This is a genomic window from Streptomyces sp. NPDC096324, assembly GCF_044763015.1.
Lineage (GTDB): Bacteria > Actinomycetota > Actinomycetes > Streptomycetales > Streptomycetaceae > Streptomyces.
In genome coordinates this window covers 1-13,943 of record NZ_JBIWFK010000013.1, presented here as the reverse complement: position 1 = coordinate 13,943, position 13,943 = coordinate 1, and the positions used below count along the sequence as shown (strand labels likewise).

General features: G+C 72.8%; 8 protein-coding genes. 5 read left to right on the top strand and 3 right to left on the bottom strand.

Going from position 1 to position 13,943, the window contains the following annotated elements; genetic code table 11:
• Positions 1 to 200: 200 nt before the first annotated feature.
• Complete coding sequence (locus ACIQ7M_RS31090; protein WP_403650695.1) at positions 201 to 3,653, top strand: AfsR/SARP family transcriptional regulator; 3,453 nt, start codon at positions 201 to 203, stop codon at positions 3,651 to 3,653.
• A 34-nt stretch (positions 3,654 to 3,687) separates the two neighbouring features.
• Here ACIQ7M_RS31090 and ACIQ7M_RS31085 read toward each other — a convergent pair whose 3' ends face one another.
• Entirely contained in the window at positions 3,688 to 5,766 is a 2,079-nt protein-coding gene (locus ACIQ7M_RS31085) for a sigma-70 family RNA polymerase sigma factor (protein WP_403650693.1), read from the bottom strand.
• A gap of 446 nt (positions 5,767 to 6,212) precedes the next feature.
• Entirely contained in the window at positions 6,213 to 6,995 is a 783-nt protein-coding gene (locus ACIQ7M_RS31080) for a helix-turn-helix domain-containing protein (protein WP_355774359.1), read from the bottom strand.
• 374 nt (positions 6,996 to 7,369) lie between these two features.
• On the opposite strand from ACIQ7M_RS31080, the gene ACIQ7M_RS31075 reads away from it, so the two are divergent.
• The 3 genes from ACIQ7M_RS31075 (at position 7,370) to ACIQ7M_RS31065 (ending at position 11,496) form a co-directional block, all read left to right on the top strand.
• Entirely contained in the window at positions 7,370 to 8,734 is a 1,365-nt protein-coding gene (locus ACIQ7M_RS31075) for an NAD(P)/FAD-dependent oxidoreductase (protein WP_355774362.1), read from the top strand.
• 130 nt (positions 8,735 to 8,864) lie between these two features.
• Positions 8,865 to 10,532, top strand: a complete 1,668-nt coding sequence (locus ACIQ7M_RS31070) for a SpoIIE family protein phosphatase (RefSeq protein ID WP_386987053.1) — start codon at positions 8,865 to 8,867, stop codon at positions 10,530 to 10,532.
• Positions 10,533 to 10,680: 148 nt separating this feature from the next.
• On the top strand, positions 10,681 to 11,496 hold the full coding sequence (locus ACIQ7M_RS31065; protein ID WP_355774368.1) for a methyltransferase domain-containing protein: 816 nt from the start codon (positions 10,681 to 10,683) through the stop codon (positions 11,494 to 11,496).
• Between the two features lie 89 nt (positions 11,497 to 11,585).
• On the opposite strand, the gene ACIQ7M_RS31060 is transcribed toward ACIQ7M_RS31065, so the two are convergent.
• Positions 11,586 to 12,860 (bottom strand): MFS transporter, encoded by a 1,275-nt coding sequence (locus ACIQ7M_RS31060; RefSeq protein ID WP_355774371.1) that lies wholly within the window; start codon positions 12,858 to 12,860, stop codon positions 11,586 to 11,588.
• A 182-nt stretch (positions 12,861 to 13,042) separates the two neighbouring features.
• Between ACIQ7M_RS31060 and ACIQ7M_RS31055 the strand changes: the two genes are divergently transcribed.
• Positions 13,043 to 13,591 carry a MarR family transcriptional regulator gene (locus tag ACIQ7M_RS31055; protein WP_326786919.1) on the top strand — a complete coding sequence of 183 codons (549 nt, stop codon included), beginning with the start codon at positions 13,043 to 13,045 and terminating at the stop codon, positions 13,589 to 13,591.
• The last annotated feature ends 352 nt before the right edge of the window (positions 13,592 to 13,943 follow it).

The window sequence follows — 13,943 nt, the reverse complement described above, 5'->3', positions numbered from 1 at the left end:
GGCCCCTTTCCGGGTGCCGGGCAAGTTTCAGCCCCTCCGGCGCTTGAGGAGCGGGGTCCGGGGCGGAGCCCCGGGTACGGGTCGGGTAGGGGCGGAGGGGGCGAGAGAAGGTTGGGTGGGGGCGGAAGGGACCTTGGGAAAAGGGGCTCGGGGTGGGGTGACACGGTGACCCCGGGCGGGTGGGCGGTGAGAATGGGGGCGTGCGGTACAGGATTCTGGGGGTTGCCCAGGCGGAGGACGACCGGGGAACCCTCGTCGCGGTGGGCGGCCCCCGGGTACGCAGGCTGCTCACAGCCCTGGCCCAGCACCCCACCCGAACCATCTCCCCGGACACCCTCATCGACGAGGTCTGGGCGGACACCCCACCCCAGGACGCCCCCGCGGCCCTCCAGGCCCTGATCGGCCGCCTCCGCCGGGCCATCGGCAAGGACACGGTCACCTCAGAGCCCGGCGGCTACCGCCTCCACGCCACCCACGACGACGTGGACCTGTTCGTGTTCGAGCGACTCGTCACGGAGGGCAGGACCGCACTCGAAGAGGGCGACCCCCGCACCGCCGCCGCCCGCCTGCGCGAAGCCCTCGCCCTGTGGCGCGGCCCCGCCCTCGCGGACCTCCCCGACCGCACCGCCGCGACCCGCCCGGAGGCCCTGCGCCTGGAGGCGACCCGCAGCCGCGTCGAGGCGGACCTGCTGCTCGGCCGCGCCGCCGACGTCGTACCGGAGCTGAAGGAGCTGACGACGGCCCACCCGTACGACGAGGCGCTGCACGCCCTGCTCATCCGCGCCCTGCGGGAGACCGGCCGGGGCGCCGACGCACTGGCCGCGTACGAGGACGTACGCCGTGCGCTCGGGGACGGTCTCGGCGCGGACCCCGGGCCGGAACTCCGCAACCTGCACGCCGCGTTGCTGGACCCCCGGGACCCCCGGGACCCCCGGGACACGCCCGGACCGCGGGAGCCCGTATCCGGCACGGACGGCCCCGGGGCGACCGCCGGCCCCCGCCCGGGGGACCCCTCCCGTGCCCAGCGGACCGGCAACATCCGGCCCCGGCTGAACTCGTTCGTGGGACGGGAACGCGAGGTCGGGGCCCTCCGTTCGGAGGTACGGAGGGCCCGACTGGTCACGCTGACCGGACCGGGCGGTTCGGGGAAGACCCGCCTCGCCGAAGAGGCCGCCGCCGGCCTCGACCAGGCGTGGCTGGTCGAGCTGGCCCCGCTCGACCGCCCCGAGGCGGTCCCGGGCGCGGTGGTCAGCGCCCTCGGTCTGCGCGAAACCGCCCTGATCACGAACGAGATGGCGGTCGCGCAGGACGACCCGGTCGCCCTGCTCGTCGAGTACTGCGCCCCGCGCAGCCAGCTCCTGATCCTCGACAACTGCGAGCACGTGATCGACGCGGCGGCCGAACTCGCCGAGACCCTGCTGACCCGCTGCCCGGGGCTCACGATCCTCGCCACCAGCCGCGAACCCCTCGGCATCCCGGGCGAGTCCGTGCGCCCGGTCGAGCCGCTCCCGCCCGATCCCGCGCGCCGCCTCTTCACGGAGCGGGCCTCCGTGGTGCGCCCCGACGCCGCCACCGCGCTCCACGACTCCGCCGCCGTGGACGAGATCTGCCGACGGCTCGACGGACTGCCCCTGGCCATCGAGCTGGCCGCGGCCCGGCTGCGGATGCTCACCCCGCGGCAGATCGCCGACCGGCTCGACGACCGCTTCCGGCTGCTCACCTCCGGCAGCCGCACGGTGCTGCCCCGCCAGCAGACCCTGCGCGCCGTCGTCGACTGGTCATGGGACCTGCTCGACGAACGGGAGCGGACCGTGCTGCGCGAGGCCTCCGTGTTCGCGGGCGGCTGGGACCTGGCCGCCGCGGAGGCCGTGTGCACCGGCCCCGCCGCCGACCTCATCGGCGCGCTCGTCGACAAGTCCCTCCTCGTCGCCACCCCGGCCGGCACGGGCGGCGACAGCCCTCCGTACGGACACGGCGACGGACTTCGAGACGCCTGGAGCGATGGCGGCGACGCGGGCGGCGGGATGCGCTATCGCATGCTGGAGACCATCCACGAATACGCCACCGAACGTGCCGCCGAGGTCCCCGAGCTGCGCGCCGCGGCCGAGCTGCGCCACCGCGCGTGGGTGCGCGCCCTGGTCGAGGAGGCCGAGCCCCGGTTGCGCTCGGGCGCCCAACTCCCCTGGATCCGGCGCCTGGAGAACGAACACGACAACATCCGGGCCGCTCTCCAGCGCGCGCTCGTCGCCCGGGACGAGGAAGAGGCCGGTGCTCTCGTCCTCGACATGGGCTGGTTCTGGTGGCTGCGCAACTTCCGGTACGAAGCCATCGAGTGGACGGAACTCGTCCTGAGACTCGGCACGTTGCTCGACATGCCGTCGGACGGCCGTCCGACGGGGGCCGTCGGTTCCGTGTCCGGCTGCGGTGACGCCCTCTTCGCCGAACTCGAAGCCGTCGATCCGGTGGCCGTCTTCCTCGACCATCCCGAGCGGGAGGAGCGGCACCCGTTGCGCGCCATGCGGATGCGGGTGCGCATGCTCCATCTGTTCATGAAGGTGGACGTCGTCCCCCTGGACGAGTGGGGGGAGAAGAGGCTGCGGGAGTACGTGGAACGGGTGCGCGGCGCCTTCGACCGGGGCGGTCCGGACGCCGCGCGCATGCCGGGGATCATCTGGCCGATGGCCGCGCACTTCCTGGGCGATCCCGACGACGTGGGACCGGCGATGGACGCGGCGGTCGCCAACTGCCGTGAGTTCGGCGGCGAATGGGAGATCGGCGTCGCCCTGATGTTCCGTACGCACATGGTCGTCGACGCCCCGGGCGGTATGCCGGGTGTGGACGAGGACCTGGCGGAACTGCGTGTGCTCAGCCGACGGGTCGGGGACCGCTGGATGCGCGCCCAGGTGTGCAGCGCGGCCGGTGAGGCGGCCATGGCACGCGGCCTGTACGACGATGCGAAGGGCGAGTACGAGGAGGCGCTGCGGCTCGCCTACGAGGTGGGGGCGTACGCGGAGGTGCCGTTCCTCATGGCGCGGCTGGCCGAGATCGCCTACCGCGCCGGCGGGCGTTCCGTGGCCCTGGCGAAGCTGGACGAGGCGAGCGCCGCCGCCGACCAGTACGGGGTGACGGACTCCCGGGCGTTCGTCCATCTGCTGCGCGCCCAGGTGGTCCTCGACGACGGGGAGGTCGCCCTCGCGCGCGAACTGTGCGAGAGGTCGCGGGCGGAGAGCCTCCGCGGCACCCCGCCCCCGCAGTTCACCGTCGGGATCAACGGCATCGACGCCATGGTCACGGCCGCCGAGTCCGGCCCTCTCGCGGGCCTGCGGAAGCTGAGCGCCACACTCCGGCACGCGATGGACACGCGGTGCGCGGACGTGGTGGCGTCCGCCGTCGTGGAGGGCGCCGCGCGTCTCTTCGGCGAGCTGGGCGCCCACGCGGTGGCGGTGCGGCTCGCGGCCGCGGGTACCGCCTGGCGCGGCGGGGATCTGCGGCCCGTCCGTGAGAGCGCCGACGTGCGGCGCACCGAGGCCGCGGCCCTCGCGGCCCTCGGCGCCGAACGCTACGAGTCCGAGCGCGCCCGCGGTTCCGGCTACACCCAGGAAGAGGCCCTCGGCGAGCTGGCCCGGACGGTCGAGGCCTACCCCGCGGGGTAGGTGTTCACCGGCACGCACCCCGTGGAGCGGGTGCTCACCGGCACACGAACCTCGACTCCGCCCAGTCGCCCAGCGTCGTCGCGTCGAACGGGCTGTCGGGTTCGACGACGAAGCGGACCGTCCGGTGTCCGGTGAGGTTCACATGGACGGGGACCGCCGGGTCGCCGCCCTCGATCAGCGGCGACCGCCACAGCCGCGACCCGTCCGCGTAGACGGAGAAGCGCACCTTGCCCAGCCCCAGCATCAGATCGTCGACACCGGCCAGGGCGTCGTACGCGTCGCAGTCGCGGTTGAGGTCGACGGTGACCGAGGACCGGCCGTGGACGGTCACGCCGTACGCGTACCGGGTGTCCCCGATGCTCATCCTGTGGCGCTGCCACACCCAACTGCTCTCCCGGATCCGCATCTCCGGCTCGGTGTGGTCTCCGACGACGTCGTAGTCCAGGTCGCTCCACCGGTAGACGACGGCGGCGGGTGGGGGAGGCGTCGGCGCGGGCTCCGGTTCGGGCTCCGGCGGGGGTGGCTTCGGCAGTGGAGACGGGGTGGGGGCCGGGGTCGGCGTGGGGCGCGGAGTCGGGCTCGGGGCCGCTTTCGGTGTCGGTTTCGGGGCGGGCTTCGGCTCGGCCGAGGGGGGTGGGGCGGGCGCCGGCCCGTGCGCCACCGCCGGTGGCTTCGGCGCGGGGGGCTTCTCGGACGGCGCGGGCGGGGTCACCGGCGCTTCGACGGCGGGCGAGGCGGCCGGTCCCGCCTCCGGCCGCCGGGCGGGACTGCCGTTGCCGACCAGCGACAGCGCCACCGCCGCCGCGGCCACCGCGACGACACCCGCCGCGATACCGGCCTTGACCGGCGCGCCGAGTCCCTCGGAGACCGCGGCGCCACCTCCGGCGCTCGCGCCTCCCGACCCGCCACCGGCCACGGCCGCCGCTCCCGCGACTCCGGCCGCGCCCGCTCCGGCGCCCCCGGCGATGAGCGCGGCCGCCTTCGCGTACCCGGCGGCACCGAACCAGCCGATGACCGCGACCGGCACGACCGCGGGGATCCCGCCCGCCACTTCCTTGATCTGGCCGGCGGCCAGACGGCACCCGGCGCACTCCTCCAGATGCTTGCGCAGGCCCCGTTCGGCACGGGTGCGCAGGCCGCCGCGGGCGTAGGCGCCGAGCCGGTCGGCGTAGCGCGCGCACTCCTCGTCCCTGGTGAGCGTGGTGCTCACGTGCGCCTGGAGGTAGGCCTGTCTGAGCCCCTCGCGGGCGCGACTGGCGAGCACCCGGGTGCCGTTCGCGTCGAGACCGAAGAGCGTGGCGACCTCGCTCGGGGACTCGTCCTCGACCTCGGTGTGCCACAGCACGGCCTGCCAGCGCTCCGGCAGCGAGCGGAAGGCCCGCATGGCCATGGACTGTTCGGCCTCGTGCATCGCGCGCACGTCCGCGCCGAGGTCGAGGGTGTCGTCGTCGGAGACCTCGGATCCGCGGACGGCCTGCGCCGCGAACACGGCGAAGTCGTCGACCAGTTGCTCCCGCCTGGCCGTCCTCGTCCAGTTCGCGGCGACCCGGCGGACGGTGGTGAGGAGATACGCGCGCACGGCGTGCTCGGGGCCGCTGCCGCCGCGTACGGCCTGGAGCATGCGGGCGAACACCTCGGCCGTGAGGTCGTCGGCGGTGTGCGCGTCGCGGCAGCAGGTGCGGGCGTAACGGCGGACGGCCTCCGCGTGCCGGCGGTACAGCTCCTCGTACGCCGTGTCGTCGCCCGCGCGCATCCGCTCGATCAGACCGGCGTCGGCGGGTGGGGCCACCGGGGACGCCGGCTCCCGCGGGGGCGGCAGGATCCCGCTCTCGCGCACGTCCCACCGGTCACGCTGCGCGGGCACGCCGACATCGGCCGCCGTTCCGGGGTCCGGGCGGTCATGGGGCGGGGCGTCGTCATCGCCGCCGGGCGCACCGCCGTCCGGCGCACCGCCGCTCGGGTCCCGGTCTTCGCCGTGCGGGCTCCCGTCGTCCAGGCTTCCGCCGTACGGGCCGCCCTGGCTCGGCACCTGCCGTGACGGTGAACCGCCCGTTTCCGTGCCGCCGTCGGCGCCACCGTCACCGGGTGACTCGTCCCGCCCGTCCACACTCATCGCGGAAAGCCCCCGCCTGCACACTCGGACCCGAATACCGGGCCAGAGTGCCACAGGCTCCGTGGCCGGAACGTGCTCGTACGGACCAACCACTCGTCCGAGGGGACTTGTCGCTCTGGAGTACTAACCATCACCCGTTCGGGGAATGGTCAACGGTCGCCGTCCGCACGGAAGCGGGTTTCCGTACGCGAGCGGGTTTCCGTACGGGAGTGCCGCCGAAAGCACGATGCTCCCGGGGCGAGTGACCTCACTCGCCCCGGGAGCATCGAGCATCCATGTGCTCACGAACGGCCGGCCGCGCGGCGGTTCCTACGGACACCTGCGCCCACGGACACCCGGGCCGACGGCCCGCGCGCGCGGGCGTTCTCGTGCCCCGGAGTGCCCTCGTGCATCCGTACGCCGGCGCCGACGTGACCCGCCCGCGCCGCGGTCGCCTTCGGTCCGGCTCACGCAGGGCGCGAGCGCAGGCCCTCCAGCAGGATGTCGAGCAGCCGGGCCGAGGCCGCCGCCTGCTGGGCCGCGTCCGGCAGCGAAGGGGCCGCCGTCGCGATGACCAGCAGGACGTCCGCCACGGTGACGTCGGCGCGCAACTCGCCCGCCGCACGCGCCCGGTCGACGAGCCGCCCGACGACCTCCAGCAGCGCCGCCGCACCGGCGTCGTCCACCTCGGCGATCACCTGCTCGTCCTCGGGAGCCGTCCGCTGCTCGACGAGCCGCAACTCCGGCGCGGGCTGGGACCGCTGCTGCGGCACCCGCGCCTCGTCCTGCTCGGAACCGTCCTCGGCCACACCGACCCGCAGCACCTGCGGCGGCAGCAGCCGCCCGGCACCCGAGGCCACCGACGTCCGCAGGAAGCGCGAGAGCGCCGACCACGGCTCGTCCTCCTGACCGAGCGCGGAGCGGGCCTGGTCGGTCAGCCGGGAGGTCTCCTCCTCGGCTATCCGGCGCACGAGGACGTCCTTGCTCGGGAAGCGCCGGTACACCGTGCCGACACCGACCCTCGCCCGTCGGGCGACGTCCTCCATCGGCGCGCCGTACCCCAGTTCGCCGAAGACCTCGCGCGCCGCGCGCAGTACGTGTTCCAGATTGCGCTGTGCGTCCACACGCAGCGGCGTCGTGCGCGATCCGTCCGCCGGACCGCGGCCGTTGCCGCTCGTCGCCGCCGCGCCGATCGCACCACCAGGTGCGATGGCTGACGCGGAAGCCCAATGAGAGTCCTGAATATGCATAAGCGTTCCCCCGGTAATGACGTCTCCCCCCGGAGACTCTCCCCGCCATCGACAGACCGGAGCGCGTGGAACAAGCTTGTGCGCGAGCCCGTCGTACGGACTCGCCGAGCGCATCCCCCTACACCCCGTCGACACACGAACATAGTTGAGAGGGGGTCAATTCAGAAGGGGCAGGTTCCGCACGGAGCGCCCCCCGATCGGAGTACGGACCCTTTACGTCCCGGTTGCGCCAGTTCCGAGTACCCCCCTCACCCACCATGACCTGCGGGTTTTCCCTAGAGTCCGGCAAATCGGCCAACTCTGCACGTTGTCGGCGACCGGTCACACAAATTGTCGGGGCTGTGGACAAACTCCGGAGCGGGGTGCGTCATGGGATGGTGAAGGAACGTGCGCGCATTCTCATCGTCGGCGGCGGCTACGTCGGGATGTACACCGCCCTGCGCCTCCAGCGGCAGCTCAAGCCCGAACTGAAGCGGGGCGAGGTCGAGATCACGGTCGTGTCGCCCGACCCGTACATGACCTATCAGCCGTTCCTTCCCGAGGCCGCCGCGGGCTCCATCTCGCCGCGTCACGTGGTCGTTCCGCTGCGCCGGGTCCTCGACCGCTGCCGGATCGTCATCGGCGAGGTCCGGTCGATCGACCACGCCAAACGCACCGCCACGCTCACCACGCTCGCCACCGAGGAGGAGGGCGCGGGCGCCGAGCAGATCACGTACGACGAACTCGTGCTCGCTCCCGGCTCGGTCTCGCGCACCCTGCCGATCCCCGGACTCGCCGACCTCGCCATCGGCTTCAAGACGGTCGAAGAGGCCATCGGCCTGCGCAACCACGTCATCGAACAGATGGACATCGCCTCCTCCACCCGCGACCCCGCGATCCGCGACGCGGCCCTGACCTTCGTCTTCGTGGGAGGCGGTTACGCCGGCGTCGAGGCGCTCGGCGAGCTCGAGGACATGGCCCGCTACACCGCGCGGTACTACCACAACCTCAAGCCCGAGGACATGAAGTGGATCCTCGTCGAGGCCTCGGACCGCATCCTGCCCGAGGTCGGCGAGGAGATGGGCAGGTACACCGTCAGCCAGTTGCGCAGGCGCAACATCGAGGTGCGCCTGGAGACCCGCCTCAACAGCTGCGCCGACCGGATCGCCGTCCTCAGTGACGGCGCGCGCTTCCCGACCCGCACCGTCGTGTGGACCGCCGGCGTCAAACCGCACCCCGTCCTCGCCGCGACCGACCTCCCCCTCAACGAGCGCGGCCGCCTCAAGTGCACCCCCCAGCTCACCGTCGACGGCGTCCCGCACGCGTGGGCCGCGGGCGACGCGGCGGCGGTGCCCGACGTGACCGCGGAGCCCGGCAAGGAGACCGCGCCCAACGCCCAGCACGCCGTGCGCCAGGCGAAGGTCCTCGGCGACAACCTCGCGCACACCCTGCGGGGTGAGCCGCTGGAGACGTACTCGCACAAATACGTGGGTTCGGTCGCCTCCCTCGGACTGCACAAGGGAGTCGCACACGTCTACGGGCGCAAGCTGAGGGGCTATCCTGCCTGGTTCATGCACCGCGTCTACCACCTCAGCAGGGTGCCGACCTTCAACCGCAAGGCCCGTGTGCTCGCCGAATGGACCCTGGCGGGTCTCTTCAAACGGGAGATCGTGTCGCTCGGTTCGCTCGAACACCCCCGTGCGGAGTTCGAACTGGCGGCCGGGGGAAAGCCTCCGACCGACCCGAAGGGGTCGTCCTGACCGGACCGAGGAACTCCACCGGCAGGGACGGCGTCTGACGGATGCAGACCCGGTCGGCCAGACTGCCAGACAGGTCCACGACTTTGGGCGGGTGAACCGCTCGCCCTTCTAACACGAGGCTTTTCCCACTGTGAACTTCACGCGCTGGAGCGCCCGGCTCCCCGGAACGCAGCGCCGCGCCGCAGCGCGGACCGAGCACACGGCCGCACACACCGCCGCCCCGGACCGGCGCGGGGAAGGCTCCGTGCCGGCGGCCCGCGCCGAGCGGCTCACCGACGACACCCCTCCCGGGCTCGCCGTCGACGAACTCCCGGTGCGCGCCGTCCTCGACCGCGTCCCCGCCCTCGTCGCCCTCGTGCACGGCCCCGAGCACCGCGTCTCGTACGTCAACGACGCCTACACCGCGGCCTTCGGCTCCCGCCCCGCCGGCGCACCCGCGCGCGAGGCCCTGCCCGAACTGGACGAACTCGGCCTGCTTCCCCTCCTCGACCAGGTCCTGCGCAGCGCCAAGCCCCGCACGGTCAAGTCCCGCAAGGTGTCCACCGGCCGCTCCTACACGTTCACCTGCACCCCCGTCGACACCTCCGCCGAGAGCGACGGCCGCGGCGTCCTCGTCTTCGCCACCGACGTCACCGATCACGCCGAGGCCGCCGAGCGGCTGCGCGCCAGCGAACGCCGCCAGCGCGAGACCGCCGTCACCCTCCAGCGCTCCCTGCTCCCGCAGGAACTGGAGGAGCCCGACGACCTGCGCATCGCCGCCACCTACCTGCCCGGCGGCACGGAGGCCGCGGTCGGCGGGGACTGGTACGACGTCATCACCCTCGGCGGCGGCCGCACCGCGCTCGTCATCGGCGACGTCATGGGCCGCGGGGTCCGCGCCGCCGCCGTCATGGGCCAGCTCCGCACGGCCGTGCGCGCGTACGCCCGTCTCGACCTGCCGCCGCACGAGGTCCTGCAACTCCTCGACGGCCTCGCCACCGAGATCGACGCCAACCAGATCGCCACCTGCGTGTACGCGATCCACGACCCGAACGAGGGCCGGCTGGTGTACGCCTCCGCCGGCCACCTGCCCATCCTGGTCCGCGACGAGAACGGCACCATCCACCGCGCCGACGAACCGACCGGGCCTCCGCTCGGCACCGGCGGCTGGCTGCACGCCTCCGGCTCGGTGCCGCTGGGCCCCGGCTCCACCGCCGTCCTGTACACGGACGGCCTGGTCGAGCGCCGCGACGAAGACCTCGACGAGGGCATCGCCTCCCTGGAGCGCGCCCTCGCCGGAGCCACCGGCAGCCCCCAGGTGATCTGCGACCGCCTGGTCCGCGCGGCCGGCGTCACCGCCGACCACGACGACGACGTCGCCGTCCTGGTCCTCCAGCACCCCTCCCGTACGGGCGCCGACGGCGAGCTCTTCCGCAACGCCGCCCTGGAACTGCTCGGCGGCATGGAAGCGGCCCCACGCGCGCGTGCCTTCGCCTCCGGCGTGCTGGCGAGCTGGCGCTTCCCCAACGATCTGCACGACCTCGGCGTCCTGGCCGCCAGCGAACTCGTCGCCAACTCGCTCCAGCACGGCACCCCGCCGATGCGCCTGCGTCTGCGCCGCACCGACCGCCGCCTGATCATCGAGGTCACCGACGGCGACGACCACCTGCCGCGCCGCCGCCGCGCGGAACCCGGCGACGAAGCGGGCCGCGGCATCGCGATCGTCGCGACGATCGCCTCCGGCTGGGGCTCCCGCCGCACACCGGGCGGCGGCAAGGCGGTGTGGTGCGAGTTCGCACTCCCGCGCGCGGGGAACTGAATTCCGCGCGCCGGGTACGCGATCCCGAGCGCCGGGTACTGAGTCCCCACTTCTGGAACCGGTCCCGTACGCCCGGCACCGAACCGCGGGCCGGACATCTGCCGCGCGTCCCCTGGCCGAGCGGCCCGGCCGGTGCTAAGAGCTCCCCATGGCAGACGAATCGGGCTTTCAGCTCAAAGGAAGTGGCCCCGAGCGCTACGAGCGGTACGCGGCGCCGTTCATGGCGCCCTTCGTGGAAGCGATCCTGGACGCGGTCGACCTGTACCCCGGCGCCAAGGTGCTCGACCTGGCCTGCGGCACCGGCTTCGCGGCCCGCGGGGCGGCGGCCCGGGTCGGCCCCGCCGGCCGGGTCTCGGGGGCGGACGTCAACGCGGGCATGATCGGCACGGCCGTGGAGCGCGCGCCCCGCATGTACCCGGACATCCGGTTCACCGTCGCTCCCGCCGAAAGACTCCCCTACGAGGACGCCGCCTTCGACGCGGTGGTGTGCCAGCAGGGCGTCCAGTTCTTCCCCGACCTCGACGCGGCCTTCGCGGAGACGGCCCGCGTGACACGCCCCGACGGCCGCTTCGCCGCCACCGCGTGGGCCGCCAGAGACCTCATCCCGTACTTCGTCGCCCAGTACGAGGCGGTCGAGGAGTACGGCGGCAAGGAACTCGCGGCGGACTACGAGGGCGCGTTCTCCGGCACCCCCGAGCGGCTCTCCGCCGCCCTGCGCGGCGCCGGGTTCCACGACGTCGCCGTCCGCCAGGTCACCTTCGGCATCCCCTTCCCGCCCCTCGACGCGTACGCCCCCGGCCAGCTCTCTTCCACATCCTGGGGACAGGCGATCGTCGACACCGCCGGCGAGGAAGCACTCCTGCGCGCCGGCCACGCGGTCCGCACCCGGCTCGCCGGCCACACCGCCCCCGACGGCACCGCCACCCTCCCCTTCACCGCCAACCTGCTGACCGGCATCCGCTGAGCTTCGCCCCGCGCACACGAAACGGCCGCCATCACGTCACTCCGTGATGGCGGCCGTCATGAGCCACGCCTGTCCCGCGGGCCCGGCGGTCAGGCGCCGGCGGGCACCGGCTCGGCCGGAGCCCCACCCTGCGCGACCACCCGGCTCCTCGCGAGCGACGGCTGATTCTGTACGGGGGTGAGCTGCCGTCCGAGCCGCACGGCCAGGACGGTGATGCCGAGCGAGAAGAGAAGGAACGTCACGACGTACGGGCCGTGCAGCGAGGCCCCCATCGGGCCGCCCACCGCCGGGCCGATCGCCAGCGCGAGCTGCTTCACCAGAGCGAAGGCGGAGTTGTACTGGCCCGCCATGCCGGACGGCGCCAGATCGGCGACCAGCGGAGCCACCGTCGGCGACAGCATCGCCTCACCGAGCCCGAAGAGCGCGTACGTCGAGACGAAGGCCGCCGTGGCCATGGTCTGGCTGCCGTGCCCGAGGCCCGCGTACCCGGCGGCCAGCCAGGCGACGGCCCAGATGAGCCCGACCGCGGCGATCACCCGGGACCGCTTGCGGCGCTCGACGAACTTCAGCACCGCGAACTGCGCGACCACGATCATCGCCGTGTTCGCCGCCATCGCCGTACCGAGCGCGGACGTGGAGATCCCGGCCGCCTCGACGCCGTACGCGGAAAGGCCCGACTCGAACTGTCCGTAGCAGGCGAAGAACAGCACGAAGCCCAGTACGGAAAGCTGCACCATGGCCCGGTTGCCGAGGAGCTGCTTCCAGCTTCCGCCCGCGGACCGCGGCGCGTCGTCGCCGATCCGCGGCGCGTGCGGCATCCGCACCGTCGCCATGATCACGACCAGCACCAGGAACATCGCCGCCTCGATCGCGAACAGCAGCGTGAAGGAGCTCGCCCGGTCCGGGTCGACGATGTGGCCCCCGATGAGACCACCGACACCGAGGCCCAGGTTCTGCAGGAAGAACTGTGTGGCGAAGGCGCGCGACCGGGTCTCCGCCGAGGAGCAGTCCACGATCATCGTCGCGAGCGCCGGCTGCATCACGGCCTGCCCGGCACCGAGCGCCGCCGCCGACAGCACCACGGTCGTCGCGCTGCTCGCCAGCCCGAGGCTCAGCGCACCGAGCGCGGCGGTGACCAGGGCGGCGAGCAGAACCGGCAGCGGACCGCGCCGGACGATCGCCCGTCCGGCGAACGGCAGCACGACGAGAGCGGCCACGGCGAAGACGGCGAGCACGACGCCCGCCGTCATGGAGCCGAGTCCCCGCACCTGCGCCACATAGACGTAGAGGAAGGGGACGGTAAAGCCGAGCCCGAACGCGCCGAGCGCGTTGCCCACGTGGATCCGGCGCATCGCCGCGCCCATCGCCCTGGTCACTTTCACCTGCCTTGGTCGTGAAGCCGTACAGGCCCGCTGCCGGGCACCGTGTCCGTGACAGGTTCCCTACGCATGAATGCAAGCCTGAAGACTTCAAAGCTAAAGTTCGAAGTTGAACTGTACACCTTGAAGGACTTCGACACCAAGCGGCCTCATGCGATACTCGGGCCATGGGCGACACCCCCGGCGTCAGTGAGCCGACACTCGAAGAACAGATCGCCGCCTACCAGCGCGAGTTCCAGGACCTCGACCCCCAGGTCGAGAAGATCGTGTCGGCGCTGTCCCGCCTCAACCGGCGGATGAACGTCGCCTACGGCCGTCAGACCGCCGCACTCGGCATCAGCAACGCCGAGTGGGAGGTCCTGAAGGCACTCGTCCTCGCCGGCGCCCCGTACCGCCTCGGCCCGAGCGAGCTCGCCAAGCGCCTCGGGCTCACCCCGGCCGCCATGACCCACCGCATCGACCGCATGGTCGCGGAGGGACTGGTCACCCGGGAGCGCGACGAGTCGAACCGCGTGCGCGTCATCGTCGAGCTGACCGACGAGGGCCGGGAGAAGTGGCTGGAGGCCATGCGCCTCGCCACGGTCTTCGAGGAGGACCTGCTCCAGGACCTCTCCACCGAGGACCGAGGCGTCCTGGGTGAGGTCCTGACCCGCCTGCTGCGGCGGGTGGAGGACGCCCAGCCGGACGCGGGCGGCCGGCTCAGCGACCTGGATTAAAGATCTTGACAGGGCGTGTTGACACTGCCTGGCCGGATGAGTAAAGTTCTTCGAGTTGTCACGGAGCCGGTCTGGTTCCGGGGCAGCGCCTCCGCCGCTCTAGCGGCAATCAAATCTTCAGCACGATCTCCCAGCCGGGGTGAATTCGGTGTGCCCGAATTCAATTCGATTGGGGCCTGGCGGCCCGATTAGGAACTGCCGGGAAGATCCGCTAAAGTTTGAGACGTCGGAACGGCCCAACGGCCGGGAAGACAAACCCCGCTGACTGGGAGTCAGGCCCGAAAGAGTCTGATAGAGTCGGAAACGCAAGACCGAAGGGAAGCGCCCGGAGGAAAGCCCGAGAGGGTGAGTA